Genomic DNA, 15,639 nt, shown 5'->3' with positions numbered 1-15,639 from the left:
TCGGCCTTGGTATCTTATATGAGTATTCACATTTCTGCGCGTGTGGGCGATATTGCTGATAAAATTTTACTTCCTGGGGATCCTTTGCGGGCTAAGTTTATTGCTGAGAATTTTTTGGAAGATGCTGTTTGTTTTAATGAGATTCGTGGGATGCTTGGTTATACTGGGACTTATAAAGGTCATCGCGTTTCTGTTATGGGAACGGGTATGGGTATGCCTTCCATCTCCATTTATGCTCGTGAATTAATTGTTGATTATGGGGTCAAAACCTTGATTCGTGTTGGAACTGCTGGTTCTATCGATCCGAACGTGCATGTCCGTGAATTGGTTCTTGCTCAAGCGGCAGCTACGAATTCAAACATCATTCGTAATGACTTCCCTGAATTTGATTTCCCTCAAATTGCCGACTTTGGTCTTTTAGATAAAGCTTATCACATTGCTAAAGACCTTGGTATGACCACTCATGTGGGTAGTGTTTTATCTTCGGATGTTTTCTATTCCAATATGCCTGAACGCAACATGGCTCTTGGTAAACTAGGAGTTAAGGCTATTGAAATGGAAGCTGCGGCCCTTTACTATTTGGCAGCTCAACATCAGGTTAAGGCTCTTGGGATTATGACTATTTCTGATAATCTTAACGATCCTAGTGAAGACACTAGTGCTGAAGAACGTCAAACCACATTTACGGATATGATGAAGGTTGGACTAGAAACGCTAATTGCCAATGACTGATCTTGAAAATACGCTTCATATTCTTCTGGATGTTTATGCCTATAACCATGCTTTTAGAGTAGCTAAGTCTATTCCCCAATTTCCTTCTGATGCTCTCTTTTTAATTGAGTTGCTAAAAGAAAGACGGGAATTGAATTTAGACTTTCTCAGTCAGCATGCAAAAGAAGTAGCTGACATTGAAAGCCAATATGGTATCAGCTTGCAGGTTAACGACTCCATTGAAGAAGAGCAACTTGCTAATTACATTTACGATTTGGAAATAAAGGTGAAGAATGGTGAAATCATCGATTTTGTGCGCTCCGTCTCACCTATTTTGTACCGCTTATTTTTGCGCTTAATCAGAAAGCAAATCCCTAACTTTGATCAATATGTTCGTGACGCCAAAAATGATCAATATGACACATGGGAGTTTGATCGCATGAAAGAAGCGCAACATCCTATTTTTGAGAGTTTTTTGGGACAAAGACAAAGTCGTAATGTCACAACGCGTAGCCTAGCGGATTTGTTGCAGCTGTCACAGTTGCCAGAAAATGTTAAAGAAACCGTTAGACAATTGCGCCAATTTGAAAAGTCTGTCCGAAATCCGCTAGCTCACCTGATTAAAGCCTTTGATGAAGAAGAGTTGCACCGGACAACCCAATTTTCATCCCTAGAATTTTTGAATAAAATAATAGAATTAGCAACTTACTCGGGTGTGATGTATCAACGTGAACCATTTTACTTTGATCAAATAAACACCGTTATTGAATCGCAATTTTCACCAAAAAAATAAAGCTAATGGGTTAGCTTTATTTTTTTGGCTTGAATTTGACTTCCTCTTTTAATAAGGCAATAAAGGTTTCACCCATCTTGGATAAGTTTGCTTTGTCATGCTTGATATAAACGACATCGATAATGTCAGGGACATCAAGTGGAATCGCAACAATTTGATTGTCATTGAGTTGACTGTTTAAAATACCAGTTGCTACAGTATAGCCATTTAAGCCCATCATGAGGTTGAAGAGTGTCGCTCGGTCACTAACAACTATTGATTTTTCATGAGGGACCTGCGACATCATCTCTTCGGAAAAGTAGAAAGAGTTATGAAAACCTTGATCATAACTGAGGTAGGGATATGCTTCCAAATCTGAGAATTGAAGCGATGCTTGTTTTGCAAGTGGATGTTTTTCACTGACAAAGATATGAGGTTTGGTTTGAAAGAGCATTTCAGCAATCAGGTGATTATCCTCAAGTAGTTTGCTTAAAACATCACGGTTGTAGTCGTTTAAAAAGAGAACGCCAATTTCAGACCGGAAATTTTTGACATCATCAATGATTTCCCAAGTTCTGGTTTCCCTTAAAAAAAGTTCATACTGAGTCATGTCTGTTTCTTTTAAAAGTGAAACAAATGCATTGACCACAAAGGCATAATGTTGTGACGAGACACTAAAAAGTTCACGATTACTATTATGATTTTTGTAACGATCTTCTAAAAGTGCTGTTTGCTCAATAATCTGACGAGCATAGGATAAGAATTCTACTCCATCTTTTGTTAAGGTAATGCCCTTAGGATTACGGTTAAAAATCTTAATGCCCATTTCAGTTTCTAAATCTTTGACAGCATTAGAAAGGCTAGGTTGAGTAATGAAAAGTTGTTTAGCAGCTTCATTCATGGAGCCACATTCGACGATTTTTATAATGTAATGCAATTGTTGTAATCTCATAAAAACAGTCTATCTTAAAAAAAATAAAGTTTCAAGAAAAAGTTGTTAAAGTGCTTACATTGTTAATAATTGTACAATTTATCACAATACCTGGCCTTTGGACAAAAATGAAATTCTAACATCTATTAAATATAAATGATAATAAGGTTAAAAAAGCGAGCTGTTATCGGTTTTCTGAAATTGCATTTTATGGCCCAAAATGCTATAATCAACCTATATTTTGTGTATTTATTAAAAAGTGGAGACAACAATGATATCTGAATCCAGAAGTAATAAGAGTTCGAAAAATAAAAAAAGTAGTAGTTTTACCATTATTAATTTAGCATTAGTAACCTTATTTGCCTTACTTGCGCTAATCGTATCATTTATGATGTATAGTTATAATTTCTTAGCTTTTCATCACCTCAATCTGATAGTTGCACTTGGGTTACTGGCTCTTTTTATTGTAAGCTTGCTCCTCATTATTTTAAAGAAAGCGAAACTGCTAACTATGATTGGTCTCATTTTGGCTAATATTGGTTTGGCTGTCACGCTTTTTGCTTTCAAATCAACTATTGACTTTACTGGCCAAATGAACAAAACAGCCTCATTTTCTGAGGTAGAAATGTCTGTTATTGCTGCTAAGGATAGTTCGATAGCATCCATTCAAGACCTTAAGTCTGTTGAAGCACCTACGAAAATGGATCGCTCTAATATTGAAGCCTTGCTTGAGCAGGCAAAGATTGAAAAAAAGGTTGATTTAGAAACAGTTGAGGTTGATTCTTACCAAAAAGCCTACGAAAATCTCCTTTCAGGATCCTCTCAAGCTATGGTCATCAATAGTGCTTATAGCTCTTTAATTGAGCAAAATGATCCCGATTACTCTTCAAAAGTCAAAACGCTTTATAGCTATAAAGTCAAAAAAGACATTAAAACACAAGCAAAGACAAGTAACAAAGAAGGTGTTTATAACATTTATGTCAGTGGTATTGATACCTATGGACCAATCTCCACTGTTTCAAGGTCTGATGTTAATATTATCATTACCTTAAACATGAACACACATAAAGTCTTGCTCACCACTACACCACGGGATTCCTACCTTAAAATACCAGATGGTGGTGGTAACCAATATGATAAATTAACACATGCAGGTATTTATGGTGTTGAAACCTCCATGAAGACCTTGTCCAATCTTTATGATATCAGTGTTGATCACTATGCACGTATCAATTTCACTTCATTCATCAATCTCATTGACCAATTAGGTGGTATTGAAGTGGAGAATACAAGAGCTTTCTCAGCAAATGGTCTGGATTTCCCAGCAGGAACCATATCTTTAAATTCGCAACAGGCACTTGTATTTGTTCGTGAACGACATGCCCTCGAAGGTGGAGATAATGACCGTGGTAAAAACCAAGAGAAAGTTATCGCGGCTATTATTAATAAGTTAAGCAGCATTAAGTCACCATCACAGTTTTCAGCAATCATGACTGGTTTGCAAAGTTCAGTTCAAACCGATATGACATTAGACCAGATGATGGCTATCGTAAACACACAACTTGAGGACAGTAAAGCATTTACCATTACGTCACAGGATGTTACTGGAACAGGATCAACAGGTGAACTTCCATCATATGCTATGCCGGGTTCTGCCTTATACATGTATCAATTGGATGAAAGTAGTGTTAACCAGGCAAAAGAAGCCATAAAGGCAGTAATGGAGGAAAGTAAATGATCGATATCCATTCCCATATCGTTTTTGATGTGGATGATGGTCCGCTAACAATAGATGAAAGTTTAGCTTTAATTGAAGAAAGTTATAAACAAGGCGTCCGTACCATTGTTTCAACGTCTCACCGTCGAAAAGGCATGTTTGAAACACCAGAAGATGATATTTTTAATAAGTTCCAACAAGTGAAACGAGAAGCAGAAGACCGTTTTGAGGGCTTAACCATTCTTTATGGTGGTGAACTTTATTATACCCGAGATATTTTGGAAAAGTTAGAACAGCATATTGTACCCCGTCTAAATGACACGCGTTATGCCCTGATCGAGTTCTCCATGGCTACGCCTTGGAAGGACATCCACAGCGCCGCAACTCAAATCTTGATGTTAGGAATTACCCCAGTCATCGCCCATATCGAACGTTACGATGCTCTAGCCTTTAAAAAAGAACGCGTCAAAGAACTTATCAATATGGGCTGTTATACTCAGATTAACAGCGCACATGTTGTCAAGGCCAAATGGTTTGGAGATTCCTTGAAAGTTTTCAAAAAACGGGCTAAATATTTCTTAGAGGAAGATCTGGTTCATTGTATTGCCAGTGACATGCACAATCTCAAGAAACGTCCACCATGTATGAAAGAAGCACGAAAAATCGTTAGAAACGACTACGGTATGAAACGTGCCCGCATGCTATTTGAAACGAATCCACAAGCTTTGCTTAATAATGACTATTTATAGGAGAAAAAATGAATACGACTGAAACACCGTCAATGGAAATTGATGTTTTAAGCCTTTTGAAAAAACTTTGGATGAAGAAATTCCTCATCCTTTTTATGGCCTTGTTCTTTGGAACATTAGCTTTATTAGGAAGTATCTTTTTAATCAAACCATCCTATTCAGCATCAACACGTATCTACGTTATTAATCAACAAAATGCTGAAAACATCACTGCAACTGATTTACAGGCTGGGTCTTTCTTGGTCAATGACTACAAGGAAATTATCACTTCTCGTGATGTCATGAAAGATGTTATTGCGACAAACAGTTTATCTCTTTCACCAGATACCTTGAGCAAAATGATTTCAGTAACCATTCCAGCAGATACTCGTGTTATTTCAATTACGGTTACGAATCATGACCCACAACAAGCAAAAGACCTAGCTAATTCTATCCGCGAAGTTGCATCTGAAAAAATCAAATCTGTCACAAAAGTTCAGGATGTTACTCCTTTAGAAAAAGCACAGCTTCCGTCAAAACCCTCATCACCAAATATTAAACGTAACACAATGATTGGCATGTTAATTGGTGGATTGTTTACAATTGTTATCATTGTTATCAAAGAAGTTTTAGATGACCGTGTTAAACGTCCGGAAGATGTAGAAGAAGTGCTTGGTATGACACTACTAGGTATCGTTCCAAACATAGACAAAATGTAAGAGGTAAGACATGGCACAGTTAGAATTAGTAAGATCAAAGCAAGAGTTATATACAAGTGCAGAGGAATACTATAATTCCATTCGTACAAATATTCAATTTAGTGGACGTGATTTAAGAGTTATTGTCTTAACTTCCGTTCAACCCAATGAAGGAAAATCAACAACATCGGTTAATTTAGCCGTTTCATTTGCTAAAGCTGGTTTAAAAACCCTTCTTATCGATGCGGATATTCGTAATTCGGTTATGTCTGGTACCTTTAAGGCAGATGAAAAGTATGAGGGGCTTTCTAGTTATTTATCAGGAAATGCCGATTTATCTAGTGTGATTTCTCATACAAGTGTTGAAAATCTCATGGTTATTCCAGCAGGACAAGTGGCTCCTAACCCAACAACCTTACTTCAAAACAGTAATTTCAATTATATGATTGATACACTAAAAGAAGTTTTTGATTATATTATCATTGATAGCCCACCAATTGGACTCGTTATTGATGCTGCTATTATTGCACAAAAAGCTGACGGTAGTATAATAGTGACGCAAGCTGGTGCTATTAAACGTCGCTTTATCCAAAAAGCTAAAGATCAAATGGAACAAAGTGGTGCCTTATTCTTAGGTGTTATTTTAAACAAAGTTGAAGAAGTCATTGATTCCTACGGTGGTTATGGTGCTTACGGTGCCTATGGCAATTATGGCAATTACGGAAAAAAAGAAACAAAATCAAAAAAGAAAAATCGTCGTAGAAAATAGATAGTCCCTGGGAACTTTGAGAGTCATTTTCATAGTTCCATGTGTTAGAAAGTGAAAGAAATGAAAAGAAGTCAAAAAAGAGTCGTATTATATTTCATTGATCTATTTATGATCTCTATATCACATGTGTTTGCTTACCAATTTTTATTAGCTTATAGTAATAGGCTAAGTGTTAGCGAATTCTATGTCTCTTTATTTGTCATGCTTTTCGTTTATACCCTTTTTGGTATTCGTTTCCGCATCTTTTCAATCATCAATCGTTTCACAGACTATAAAATTATTTTTGCAATTATCATGAGTCTTTTATTCGCAGCTGTTGCTGCCTATGGGACTTCGCTCTTTTACTTTGATAGTTTCAGTCGTCGTTTTATTTTCTTAACCTATCTTTTTAGTACTTTCTTGGTTGTTTTACCGCGGATGTCATGGCGCATGTGGCATGATTTAAACCCACGTTACCGTCAGAAAAAAGAAAAACAACGTAAAAAAGTCTTGGTAGTAGGAGCTGGCGAAGGTGGTAGCGCCTTTATTCAGACTATCATCAACAAGTCAAAAGATGTTGACATTATCGGTATCGTTGATTCTGATATTAACAAATTTGGGACCTACTTACATGGCATTAAAGTCTTAGGAAACAAACATTCCATTCCACGAATTGTAGCTGATTATGAAGTGGACCAGGTAACCATTGCCATTCCTAGCTTATCAGGTGAAGAGCGTGAAGCCATTTTGGATATCTGTCAACAGGCCAATGTTCCTGTAAACAATATGCCAAGTATTGAAAACATTGTTCTCGGTAATGTCTCATTAAATAAATATAAAGAAATTGATATTGCGGATTTATTAGGACGAAAAGAAGTTATTTTAGATCAATCGTCTTTATTAGACTATTTTAGAGATAAAACCGTTATGGTGACTGGAGCAGGTGGTTCTATTGGTTCTGAAATCTGCCGTCAGGTTTCTAAGTTTGCACCAAAACGTCTCTTACTTTTAGGTCACGGTGAAAATTCCATCTATCTGATAAATCGTGAATTATCATCAAAATACCGTGACTCGATTCAGATTGTCCCCATTATTGCGGATATTCAGGACAGGGATTTAATGTTCAAACTGATGCGTGAGTACAAACCCGATGTGGTTTACCATGCAGCAGCACACAAACATGTTCCTTTAATGGAATACAACCCTCGTGAAGCTGTTAAAAATAATATTTTTGGGACTAAAAATGTGGCAGAAGCTGCCAAAGCCGCAGGCATCCCTAAGTTTGTCATGGTATCGACGGACAAGGCTGTTAACCCACCAAATGTTATGGGGGCAACTAAACGCTTCGCTGAAATGATTGTAACTGGTTTGAATGAACCTGGTAAGACACAGTTTGCAGCTGTGCGATTCGGCAACGTCTTAGGAAGTCGTGGTAGTGTGGTACCTTTATTTAAAGAACAAATCAAAAAGGGCGGACCTATTACGGTCACTGACTTTAGGATGACCCGTTACTTTATGACCATTCCAGAAGCTAGCCGTCTGGTTATCCAAGCAGGTTATCTTGCTAAGGGTGGTGAGGTCTTTGTCCTTGATATGGGCGAGCCAGTTCGCATTTTAGACCTAGCTAAAAAAATCATCAAACTAAGTGGTCACACGGAAGAAGACATTCAAATTGTGGAATCAGGGATTAGACCTGGTGAAAAACTCTACGAAGAACTGTTATCTACCAGTGAGCGCGTACAAGAGCAAATTCATGATAAGATTTTTGTCGGTAGAGTAACATCGAAACCGCTTGAAGAAGTCGAAGAAATCATCAATCATTTAGACCAATTATCTGAAACCGAACTAAAAGAAACCTTAATTCAAAACGCCAAACAGGAGTAAATTTCATAAATGAACAGTGATTATTTCAATTGTAAAGAAGTACAAAAAGCAGAATTTTACTTAAATAAAAGAAAAAATGATTTATTATTGAAATTGATTTTTGATAAAGTTATTGCATTGTTCATGCTTATTTTGCTTAGTCCAATATTTATTATCATAGGTATTTTGATAAAATTAGAGGATAAGGGACCCGTTTTTTACCGACAGGAGCGGGTAACAAAGAATGGTAAAATTTTTAAAATCTATAAATTTAGAACAATGGTTTTAAATGCAGATAAAATTGGTTCACTTGTTACAACCGAGAATGATTCGAGGATTACAAAGATTGGCTCTGTAATAAGAAAATATAGATTAGATGAAATTCCTCAATTGTTAAATATTATAGAGGGAGACATGAGTTTTGTTGGAGCAAGACCTGAAGTTTTGAAATATGTCCAAAACTATACAGATGAAATGAAAGTTTCATTATTATTACCTGCAGGTGTTACTTCTCGTTCAAGTATAGAATTTAAGGATGAGGAAATCCTTATTAAGAAGTATACAGAAAATGGGTTGACCGTAGATCAAGCTTATATTGAAAAGATTTTACCCATAAAAATGCAACGAAATATTGAATATGTTTATAACTTTAATTTTTTTGATGATTTAACAATTATGGTTTCAACGGTTATTAATGTAATGAAATAAATAGAAAGAAGCACATTATGAAAACTATCAATATTCCTTTTTCTCCCCCTGATATTACCGAATCAGAAATATCTGCAGTTACAGAAGCATTACGTTCTGGTTGGATTACAACAGGCCCAAAAACTAAGTTGTTAGAAAAAAACATTGCAGAATATCTTGGGACAAAAAAAGTTGTTTGTCTAAATTCTGCAACAGCAGGGTTGGAATTAGTCTTAAGAATCCTTGGTATAGGAGAAGGTGATGAGGTTATCGTCCCAGCTATGACATATACAGCTTCTTGTAGCGTTATAGAACATGTTGGAGCAACTCCAGTGATTATCGATATCCAAGAGGATTCATTCCAATTTGATTATGACTTATTAAGAAAAGCTATTACAAGTAAAACAAAAGTTATTATACCAGTAGATTTGGCAGGTATACCATGTAATTATGACAAGTTATATGAAATAGTTGAAAAAGAAGCCTTTAAATTTGTTCCTAATTCCAAAATTCAAGAGTTAATTGGAAGGGTTACAATACTTTCTGATAGTGCTCATGCTTTTGGAGCAAAATATAAAAACAATATGATTGGACAGGTCTCTGATTTTTCTGTCTTTTCTTTTCATGCTGTAAAAAATTTCACAACAGCTGAAGGTGGGGCAGTAACTTGGAGTAATAAATTACCATTGAATAGTGATGACTTATATAAACAATTTCAAATATATTCTTTACATGGACAAACAAAAGATGCATTAGAAAAAACAAAAATTGGATCTTGGGAGTATGATATTTTAGTACCTGGTTATAAATGTAATATGACAGATATTATGGCTTCAATTGGGTTAGTTCAATTAGATCGTTACGAGGGTCTATTGAACAGAAGAAGTGAAATTGTTGAAATGTATAATAATGGATTCAAAGGCACAAATGTTAAACCGTTAGTTCATTTACCATCAGATGAATCGTATAAATCATCAATGCATCTTTATATAGTACATTTGGAAGGATTAAATAGAGCTCAACGTGATTCAATAATTCAAAAAATGGCTGAAGCTGGTATTGCTTGTAATGTTCATTACAAACCTCTTCCGATGTTAACAGCCTATAAGAATATGGGATTTGAAGTTAATGATTTTCCAAACGCATTAAAATACTTCAATAATACTATGACTTTACCATTACATACTAAACTGAGTGATGAAGAAGTTAACTACATTATTGAATCTTTGAAATTAGTACTTGAAGAATTTACAACGGAATAGGAAATGAGAGTTTCTAATTAAATGGTTCTGAATTTTTTTGTAGGTAGTATTTTTTTATATTATTAAATATGATTATTTGAATTTGATAGGCGAAAAGAAGAAATAAAAAATAGGTAAAAATTATTTGCTAAAGACAAGAACATTAAATTTGATAAAATTTTATGCAAAAAAATTTGGAATTATGATTAATTTTATTTAGTTCTATAGATTTTACATAAGGAGAAAAAATGGAAACTGGTGAATTTTCAGTTTTGATGTCATTATATTGGAAGGAGTCTCCAAATAATTTAATTGAGTGTTTTGAAAGTCTCATGTGTCAAACAATAAAACCAAATGAATGGATAATTGTTGAAGATGGTCCATTGACTAAAGAATTGTATGAAATTCTTTCTCAATATGAAAAAAAATTTCCACAATTAATTAAACGAGTTAAATTAGAAAAGAATGTTGGGTTGGGTCTTGCATTACGAGAAGGTATTCTCCATTGTAATAATGAGCTAGTTGCTCGAATGGATACGGATGACATTGCTGATGATAGAAGATTTGAAAAGCAAATTAATTTTTTTAGATTGCATCCTGATGTAGAACTATTAGGAGGTTATATTTCTGAATTTAATATTGATCCTAAAATATCAATTGGAATTAGAAAAGTTCCTATAAGTAACTCTGAAATTGTCAAATATCAAAAATTTAGAGATAGTTTTAATCATATGACTGTAATGTATAAAAAGAGTTCAATTATTAAAGCTGGAAATTATGGTAATTGGCCTTTAATGGAAGATACAATGTTATGGGTGAACTTTTTTCTTAAAGGTGGTATTGCAGCCAATATTCCTGAAGTTTTAGTTTATGCCAGAGCTGATGAGAATTTATATAAAAGGAGAGGCGGATTTGACTATTTCAAGAAAATTGTAAATGCTAGAAATGAAATATATAAAACTGGCTTTGTAAATTTATTTGAGCATATCACAATTATTATTATCCAATTCTTTGTTACATTAATGCCAAATAAGTTAAGAGAAATAGTTTTTAAAAATTTATTGAGGAGAAAAAAATAATATGGTAGAAATTAGAAATGCAACACAAAATGACATCTCTGAAATATGTAATTTCCACAAACGAATTTTTTCAGACTATTATTTATCTCATTTAGGATACGATGTATTATATTCATATTATAATCACTTTATTATGAATCCTGGATCAATTACATATATCGCAATTAATGATAATAAAGTTATAGGAATTGCCTTAACAGTGAAAGATTTTGAAAATACGATTTCAAAATTTTATAAATCAGCGAAAAGTTTAATAATTAAAGGCCTTATAAAAGGCTTATTTAGACTAGATAAAGTAATTCTAAAAAATACATTTTCAAGAATAAGTAAAGCACTTTTTCTTAAAGAAGATCCTGTTACTAATCCCAAAGGATATACCTTATTGTCACTTGCAGTAGATAGTTCATTTCAAGGGAAAAATATTTCTCAAAAACTCATTGAAAATACTGAACAAGATTTGAGTATGTTAAACCAAAGTAATTATTATCTTTCTGTTTTACCTGGTAATCTTAGGGCAATAAATTTTTATAAAAAAATTGGTTTTGTTGTCACTCGTACTACAAAAAATAAAACTTTAATGGAAAAAATTTTTAATAGAATTGAGAGTTATGAATAATGGATGTGTATGATAAGCAGGTATTTCTTTTCTTGGTACATGAATTAACTCCTAACTTAATTGACTTAATTGACTTAATAGATAGTCCTTTTTTTGACATCTATATACATGTAGATAAGAAATCTAATCTCTGTGAATTTCAAAAACAATTTTCAAATTTAGAGTATTCAAAAATCTTTTTTATTTCTGAAGATGATAGAGAACTCGTTAGATGGGGTGATTATTCAATTGTTAAAGCTGAACTAAAATTATTAAAAGAAGCAAAAAAAAATAATTACTCATTTTATCATTTAGTTTCAGGTGCTGATTTCATTCTTAAAAAACCAGAAAAAATATATAATTTTTTTAATGAACATAAAAATAATGAGTTTGTTCATTTTTGGTCAATAGAAAAGGAAAATAAAAAAATTTTTAAAGAGAGATATGAGTTGTATCATCCATTATATCCCCCAAAAAAGACAGTCATATTAAAAACAATCTATCATATAAAAAGACGCTTTTTTGTTGCAACTCAAAGACTTTTAAATGTTAATAGATTAAAAAATAAGGATTTTGAATTAAAAATGGGTTCTCAATGGTTTAGTATAACCAATGATTTTGCAAATTATGTTCTTTTAAAAGAAAAATGGATTGATGAAGTTTATTCAAAAACTTTGATACCTGATGAAAGTTTTATGCAAACTTTACTATTTAATAGTGAAGTTTTTCGTAAACGTTTATATGATGATAATTTCAACGATAATTATAAATCAATAAAACGAGTTATTAAGTTTGTTAATGGTGTTCCAGTCATATGGACTGCTTCAGATTATAAATATTTGATTGAAAAAGATGCTTTTATGGCAAGAAAGTTTGATAGTGTTATTTCGAGAAAGCTCATTAATATGATAAAACAGAAATTAAATGAGGATTAATATGATAAAACTAAATAAATCTACTTTATATCATTTATTAGGTGCATTAGGTTTATCAAATTTGCTTTTTCAAAATATACTTTCTCCAATTGGAGTTTCCAAATTTGTTATGCCAGTAATCCTAATTTTTCTTTCGTTTTTTTCTCCCGCAATAAAGTCGTTTAGATCAAACTTTTTATTTTTTTTATTAACATTTTCAATTCTTTTATATTCAATTTTTTTTCTGCACTATAGTGTTGCAACTCAATATTTATATTATTTCCTTATATATACAATATTATCAGTTCAACTTTCTCATGTTGATTTGGAGAAATTGACTAAGTTTCTGTCATATGTTTTATTCTTTTGTTTACCATATTTAGTTATTTGTTTTAAGGTAACTGATATAGGTTTTTTACTCGGAATTTCATATATATTTCTTCCTGGCTATCTCTCTTCATTTCATCATCTCAAGTTAGGTAGTATAGATTTAAAAAAATTGAAATTTATAGATTTTATATCTTTTGTAAATATTATTAGTTATTCAGCATTTTTTATTTTAAAGGGTAATAGAGGAGTTATACTTTGTATTAGTCTTTATTTAATAATTAGAAGTTTACTTTTTTCAAATGGATTTAATAAATTTTTGAGATATGTTTCTATTTTTTTTCTTTCTATACTTTGCTTAGTGTTTAATGATTTCAAATTATTGCTTTTAAGTATTCAGAATATTTTAAGGGGTATTGGTTTTGAGTTCGAGGCATTAACTAAATCAATAAACTTGATTGAGTCAGGAAAAACTTTTGATAGTGGGCGTCAATTTCTTATTAATAAAATACTAGAAGGACTTGGACCAAAAGACTATATTTTTGGTAAAGGCGTTGGTTACATAGAAAAAACAATAGGAATATACTCGCACAATATTATTATTCAATATATTATCGAGGGAGGAGTGCTTTATCTAGCTTTAGTAATATATATTTTATATAAATTAATAAGAGAGATAATATTGTTAAAAAGAGAAGTTTTATTAATATTTTTTGTAGGAGTTTTTATCCAATTACTATTTTCTAATGTATACTGGACTAACCCTTACTTTTGGTTTATCTCATACTATATATTGAAAGGGGAAAATAGTGAAAGAAAGGATTTCAGTAATAATAACTAGTTTAGGTAATAAAAAGTTTTTACAAAGATCAATCAATTCTGTCAGAAGCCAAACATTGGTACCTTGGGAGATAATTGTCGTAATCGATGGTAGTAATGCAGAAGTTGTAGACTGGTTAGAAAATTTGAACGTATCTAATTTAATAGTATTTGAGACAGTATCAAAAAGAGGGGGAGCGGGTGCTAGAAATTTTGGTGTTAGTAAATCTACCGGTGATTGGATTGCTTTTTTAGATGATGATGATGAATGGTTCCCTCAGAAAATTGAGAAACAACTTTCTTCAATAATTAATCTAGGTAAGAATAATTTTTGTTTTACAAAGACTTTAGTGATAAATGGTGGGAAAAAGTACTATCTTCCTAGAAAAAAATGGGAAAATAGTTTAAAGATTGATGAATATCTTTTTAAACCGAAATTCGGAAGAACGGCTGGTTTTATACAAACTTCATCATTTTTTGGACCGAGAAATTTATTTATCGAAATTCCATTTACAGAAAGATTACCTAAACATCAAGATTGGGATTGGGTATTAAAAGCTAGGATTCTAGGAAAAATAAATTTCATTTATTTAGCTGAGCCTCTTGTGATATATCATCAGGACAGCGTAAATAGTGTTGGAAAGGTAAACAATTGGAAGGCTTCTTTTAATTGGATTAAGTCATGGGAAGATTATATTGAGAAATCTTCACTAAATAATTTTCTTATTTCAGTCCCAATGTCAAATGTTTGTTTTGATCCCAGTCTACCACTTTCAACTAAAAGAAAAATAATTAAAGAATTGAAACAATTCAAATTTACTTTGAATAGTAAATATATATTAATTCTATTAAAATTATATATATTCAACATTTTTTATAAAAAAAATAAAACATATTATTTAGGAAAAAAACAATGATAAAAAAATTTTTCAGAATCACAAAAGTTCTAACATTATACATTAAGAATAGTATTATTTTAAAAGTTAGTCCCCCAAAATTTCGTATTCTATCCAAAACCGATACTTTAAAAAAAGCTATCCATGAAAAAAAATCAATTGTCCGGTATGGAGATGGAGAACTTCTTATAATAAAAGGGAAAGAATTCGATTTTCAAAAAAAAAATTTAGACTTGAGCGAAAAATTATTGGAAATTTTGAAACTAAATAATGATAATATTTTAATTTGTTTACCAGAACCACTGAAATCAATGGAAAATCTTATCTTAAAATCAAAAATACACTGGACGAATGTTATTGGTGAAAATATAAAATTTTATAATAAAGTCATACCTACAAATCGAGTTTATGGTAATTCATTTGTATCTCGACCATATTTAGTTTTTAGTGATAAAAAGGATGCAAAAATATGTTTTGATATGTTTAAACAAATGTGGGATGAAAAAAATATTATTCTTATTGAGGGTGAATTCAGTAGAACAGGTGTAGGAAATACATTATTTGACAATGCAAAGGCCATTAAAAGAATTCTTTGCCCCTCCACAAATGCTTTTGATTATTATGACGATATTCTAAATGCATCCATTGATATTGCTAAAAATCAAAAAGATATTATTATTTTAGTAGCTTTAGGTCCCACTTCTAAACCATTAGTTGTTGATTTAAATAAATATGGATTTTGGGGTGTTGATATCGGTCATTTAGATTCTGAGTTTGAGTGGTATTTAAAATCTGCTAAGAAAAGAACTATAATTCCTGGAAAACATACTGCTGAATTAGGTGATGTTGATGTTTTAAGTTTCTCAGATGAATTATATTCAAGTTCAATTGTTGCAAGAGTAGGAATTTAATA

The 15,639-nt window shown here is 32.3% G+C and carries 16 protein-coding genes; 15 read left to right on the top strand and 1 reads right to left on the bottom strand.

Features of this window, described 5'->3' with window-relative positions; translation table 11 throughout:
• Window positions 1-18 precede the first annotated feature (18 nt).
• Together deoD and DQM95_RS05690 are read left to right on the top strand one after the other, a co-directional pair.
• Window positions 19-732 (top strand): purine-nucleoside phosphorylase, encoded by a 714-nt coding sequence (gene deoD / locus DQM95_RS05695; protein WP_037592497.1) that lies wholly within the window; start codon window positions 19-21, stop codon window positions 730-732.
• Window positions 725-1,504, top strand: a complete 780-nt coding sequence (locus DQM95_RS05690; protein WP_037592047.1) for a hypothetical protein — start codon at window positions 725-727, stop codon at window positions 1,502-1,504. Before deoD ends, DQM95_RS05690 begins: the two co-directional genes overlap by 8 nt.
• Window positions 1,505-1,520: 16 nt before the next feature.
• On the opposite strand, the gene DQM95_RS05685 is transcribed toward DQM95_RS05690, so the two are convergent.
• Window positions 1,521-2,435: a LysR family transcriptional regulator gene (locus DQM95_RS05685; protein WP_012658540.1), complete on the bottom strand. Its 915-nt coding sequence runs from the start codon at window positions 2,433-2,435 to the stop codon at window positions 1,521-1,523.
• 250 nt (window positions 2,436-2,685) lie between these two features.
• On the opposite strand from DQM95_RS05685, the gene cpsA reads away from it, so the two are divergent.
• The 13 genes from cpsA (at window position 2,686) to DQM95_RS05620 (ending at window position 15,637) form a co-directional block, all read left to right on the top strand.
• On the top strand, window positions 2,686-4,152 hold the full coding sequence (cpsA, locus tag DQM95_RS05680; protein WP_037592048.1) for an LCP family glycopolymer transferase CpsA: 1,467 nt from the start codon (window positions 2,686-2,688) through the stop codon (window positions 4,150-4,152).
• Window positions 4,149-4,880 (top strand): capsular polysaccharide biosynthesis protein Cps4B, encoded by a 732-nt coding sequence (gene cps4B / locus DQM95_RS05675; protein ID WP_037592049.1) that lies wholly within the window; start codon window positions 4,149-4,151, stop codon window positions 4,878-4,880. Before cpsA ends, cps4B begins: the two co-directional genes overlap by 4 nt.
• An 8-nt stretch (window positions 4,881-4,888) precedes the next feature.
• Window positions 4,889-5,578, top strand: a complete 690-nt coding sequence (locus DQM95_RS05670; protein ID WP_037592050.1) for a Wzz/FepE/Etk N-terminal domain-containing protein — start codon at window positions 4,889-4,891, stop codon at window positions 5,576-5,578.
• A 10-nt stretch (window positions 5,579-5,588) separates the two neighbouring features.
• A complete protein-coding gene (locus tag DQM95_RS05665) occupies window positions 5,589-6,326 on the top strand; it encodes a tyrosine-protein kinase (protein ID WP_037592051.1) in 738 nt (245 codons plus the stop codon).
• 60 nt (window positions 6,327-6,386) lie between these two features.
• Entirely contained in the window at window positions 6,387-8,189 is a 1,803-nt protein-coding gene (locus tag DQM95_RS05660; RefSeq protein ID WP_037592052.1) for a polysaccharide biosynthesis protein, read from the top strand.
• A gap of 9 nt (window positions 8,190-8,198) precedes the next feature.
• On the top strand, window positions 8,199-8,876 hold the full coding sequence (locus tag DQM95_RS05655) for a sugar transferase (protein WP_037592053.1): 678 nt from the start codon (window positions 8,199-8,201) through the stop codon (window positions 8,874-8,876).
• Window positions 8,877-8,893: 17 nt separating this feature from the next.
• On the top strand, window positions 8,894-10,117 hold the full coding sequence (locus DQM95_RS05650; protein WP_037592054.1) for a DegT/DnrJ/EryC1/StrS family aminotransferase: 1,224 nt from the start codon (window positions 8,894-8,896) through the stop codon (window positions 10,115-10,117).
• 227 nt (window positions 10,118-10,344) lie between these two features.
• Window positions 10,345-11,175 (top strand): glycosyltransferase, encoded by an 831-nt coding sequence (locus DQM95_RS05645; RefSeq protein ID WP_037592055.1) that lies wholly within the window; start codon window positions 10,345-10,347, stop codon window positions 11,173-11,175.
• A 1-nt stretch (window position 11,176) separates the two neighbouring features.
• A complete protein-coding gene (locus tag DQM95_RS05640) occupies window positions 11,177-11,791 on the top strand; it encodes a GNAT family N-acetyltransferase (protein WP_037592056.1) in 615 nt (204 codons plus the stop codon).
• Window positions 11,791-12,705, top strand: a complete 915-nt coding sequence (locus DQM95_RS05635) for a beta-1,6-N-acetylglucosaminyltransferase (RefSeq protein ID WP_037592057.1) — start codon at window positions 11,791-11,793, stop codon at window positions 12,703-12,705. The genes DQM95_RS05640 and DQM95_RS05635 overlap by 1 nt, the downstream gene beginning before the upstream one ends.
• 1 nt (window position 12,706) lies before the next feature.
• Window positions 12,707-13,852 (top strand): hypothetical protein, encoded by a 1,146-nt coding sequence (locus DQM95_RS05630; protein WP_037592058.1) that lies wholly within the window; start codon window positions 12,707-12,709, stop codon window positions 13,850-13,852.
• On the top strand, window positions 13,821-14,747 hold the full coding sequence (locus tag DQM95_RS05625) for a glycosyltransferase family 2 protein (protein WP_046391333.1): 927 nt from the start codon (window positions 13,821-13,823) through the stop codon (window positions 14,745-14,747). Before DQM95_RS05630 ends, DQM95_RS05625 begins: the two co-directional genes overlap by 32 nt.
• Complete coding sequence (locus tag DQM95_RS05620) at window positions 14,744-15,637, top strand: GT-D fold domain-containing glycosyltransferase (protein ID WP_052713365.1); 894 nt, start codon at window positions 14,744-14,746, stop codon at window positions 15,635-15,637. Before DQM95_RS05625 ends, DQM95_RS05620 begins: the two co-directional genes overlap by 4 nt.
• Window positions 15,638-15,639: the final 2 nt, after the last annotated feature.

The sequence above is a fragment of the Streptococcus uberis genome, from assembly GCF_900475595.1.
GTDB lineage: Bacteria > Bacillota > Bacilli > Lactobacillales > Streptococcaceae > Streptococcus > Streptococcus uberis.
The sequence above is the reverse complement of the archived record's forward strand: the minus strand, read 5'-3'. Positions and strand labels throughout refer to the sequence as shown.

Coding starts and splice junctions, on each gene's coding strand:
- DQM95_RS05690 (WP_037592047.1), top strand. CDS start 725: ATGACTGATCTTGAAAATACGCTTCATATTCTTCTGGATGTTTATGCC.
- DQM95_RS05650 (WP_037592054.1), top strand. CDS start 8,894: ATGAAAACTATCAATATTCCTTTTTCTCCCCCTGATATTACCGAATCA.
- DQM95_RS05620 (WP_052713365.1), top strand. CDS start 14,744: ATGATAAAAAAATTTTTCAGAATCACAAAAGTTCTAACATTATACATT.
- cps4B (WP_037592049.1), top strand. CDS start 4,149: ATGATCGATATCCATTCCCATATCGTTTTTGATGTGGATGATGGTCCG.
- deoD (WP_037592497.1), top strand. CDS start 19: ATGAGTATTCACATTTCTGCGCGTGTGGGCGATATTGCTGATAAAATT.
- DQM95_RS05630 (WP_037592058.1), top strand. CDS start 12,707: ATGATAAAACTAAATAAATCTACTTTATATCATTTATTAGGTGCATTA.
- DQM95_RS05640 (WP_037592056.1), top strand. CDS start 11,177: ATGGTAGAAATTAGAAATGCAACACAAAATGACATCTCTGAAATATGT.
- DQM95_RS05635 (WP_037592057.1), top strand. CDS start 11,791: ATGGATGTGTATGATAAGCAGGTATTTCTTTTCTTGGTACATGAATTA.
- DQM95_RS05665 (WP_037592051.1), top strand. CDS start 5,589: ATGGCACAGTTAGAATTAGTAAGATCAAAGCAAGAGTTATATACAAGT.
- DQM95_RS05670 (WP_037592050.1), top strand. CDS start 4,889: ATGAATACGACTGAAACACCGTCAATGGAAATTGATGTTTTAAGCCTT.
- DQM95_RS05645 (WP_037592055.1), top strand. CDS start 10,345: ATGGAAACTGGTGAATTTTCAGTTTTGATGTCATTATATTGGAAGGAG.
- cpsA (WP_037592048.1), top strand. CDS start 2,686: ATGATATCTGAATCCAGAAGTAATAAGAGTTCGAAAAATAAAAAAAGT.
- DQM95_RS05660 (WP_037592052.1), top strand. CDS start 6,387: ATGAAAAGAAGTCAAAAAAGAGTCGTATTATATTTCATTGATCTATTT.
- DQM95_RS05655 (WP_037592053.1), top strand. CDS start 8,199: ATGAACAGTGATTATTTCAATTGTAAAGAAGTACAAAAAGCAGAATTT.
- DQM95_RS05685 (WP_012658540.1), bottom strand. CDS start 2,435: ATGAGATTACAACAATTGCATTACATTATAAAAATCGTCGAATGTGGC.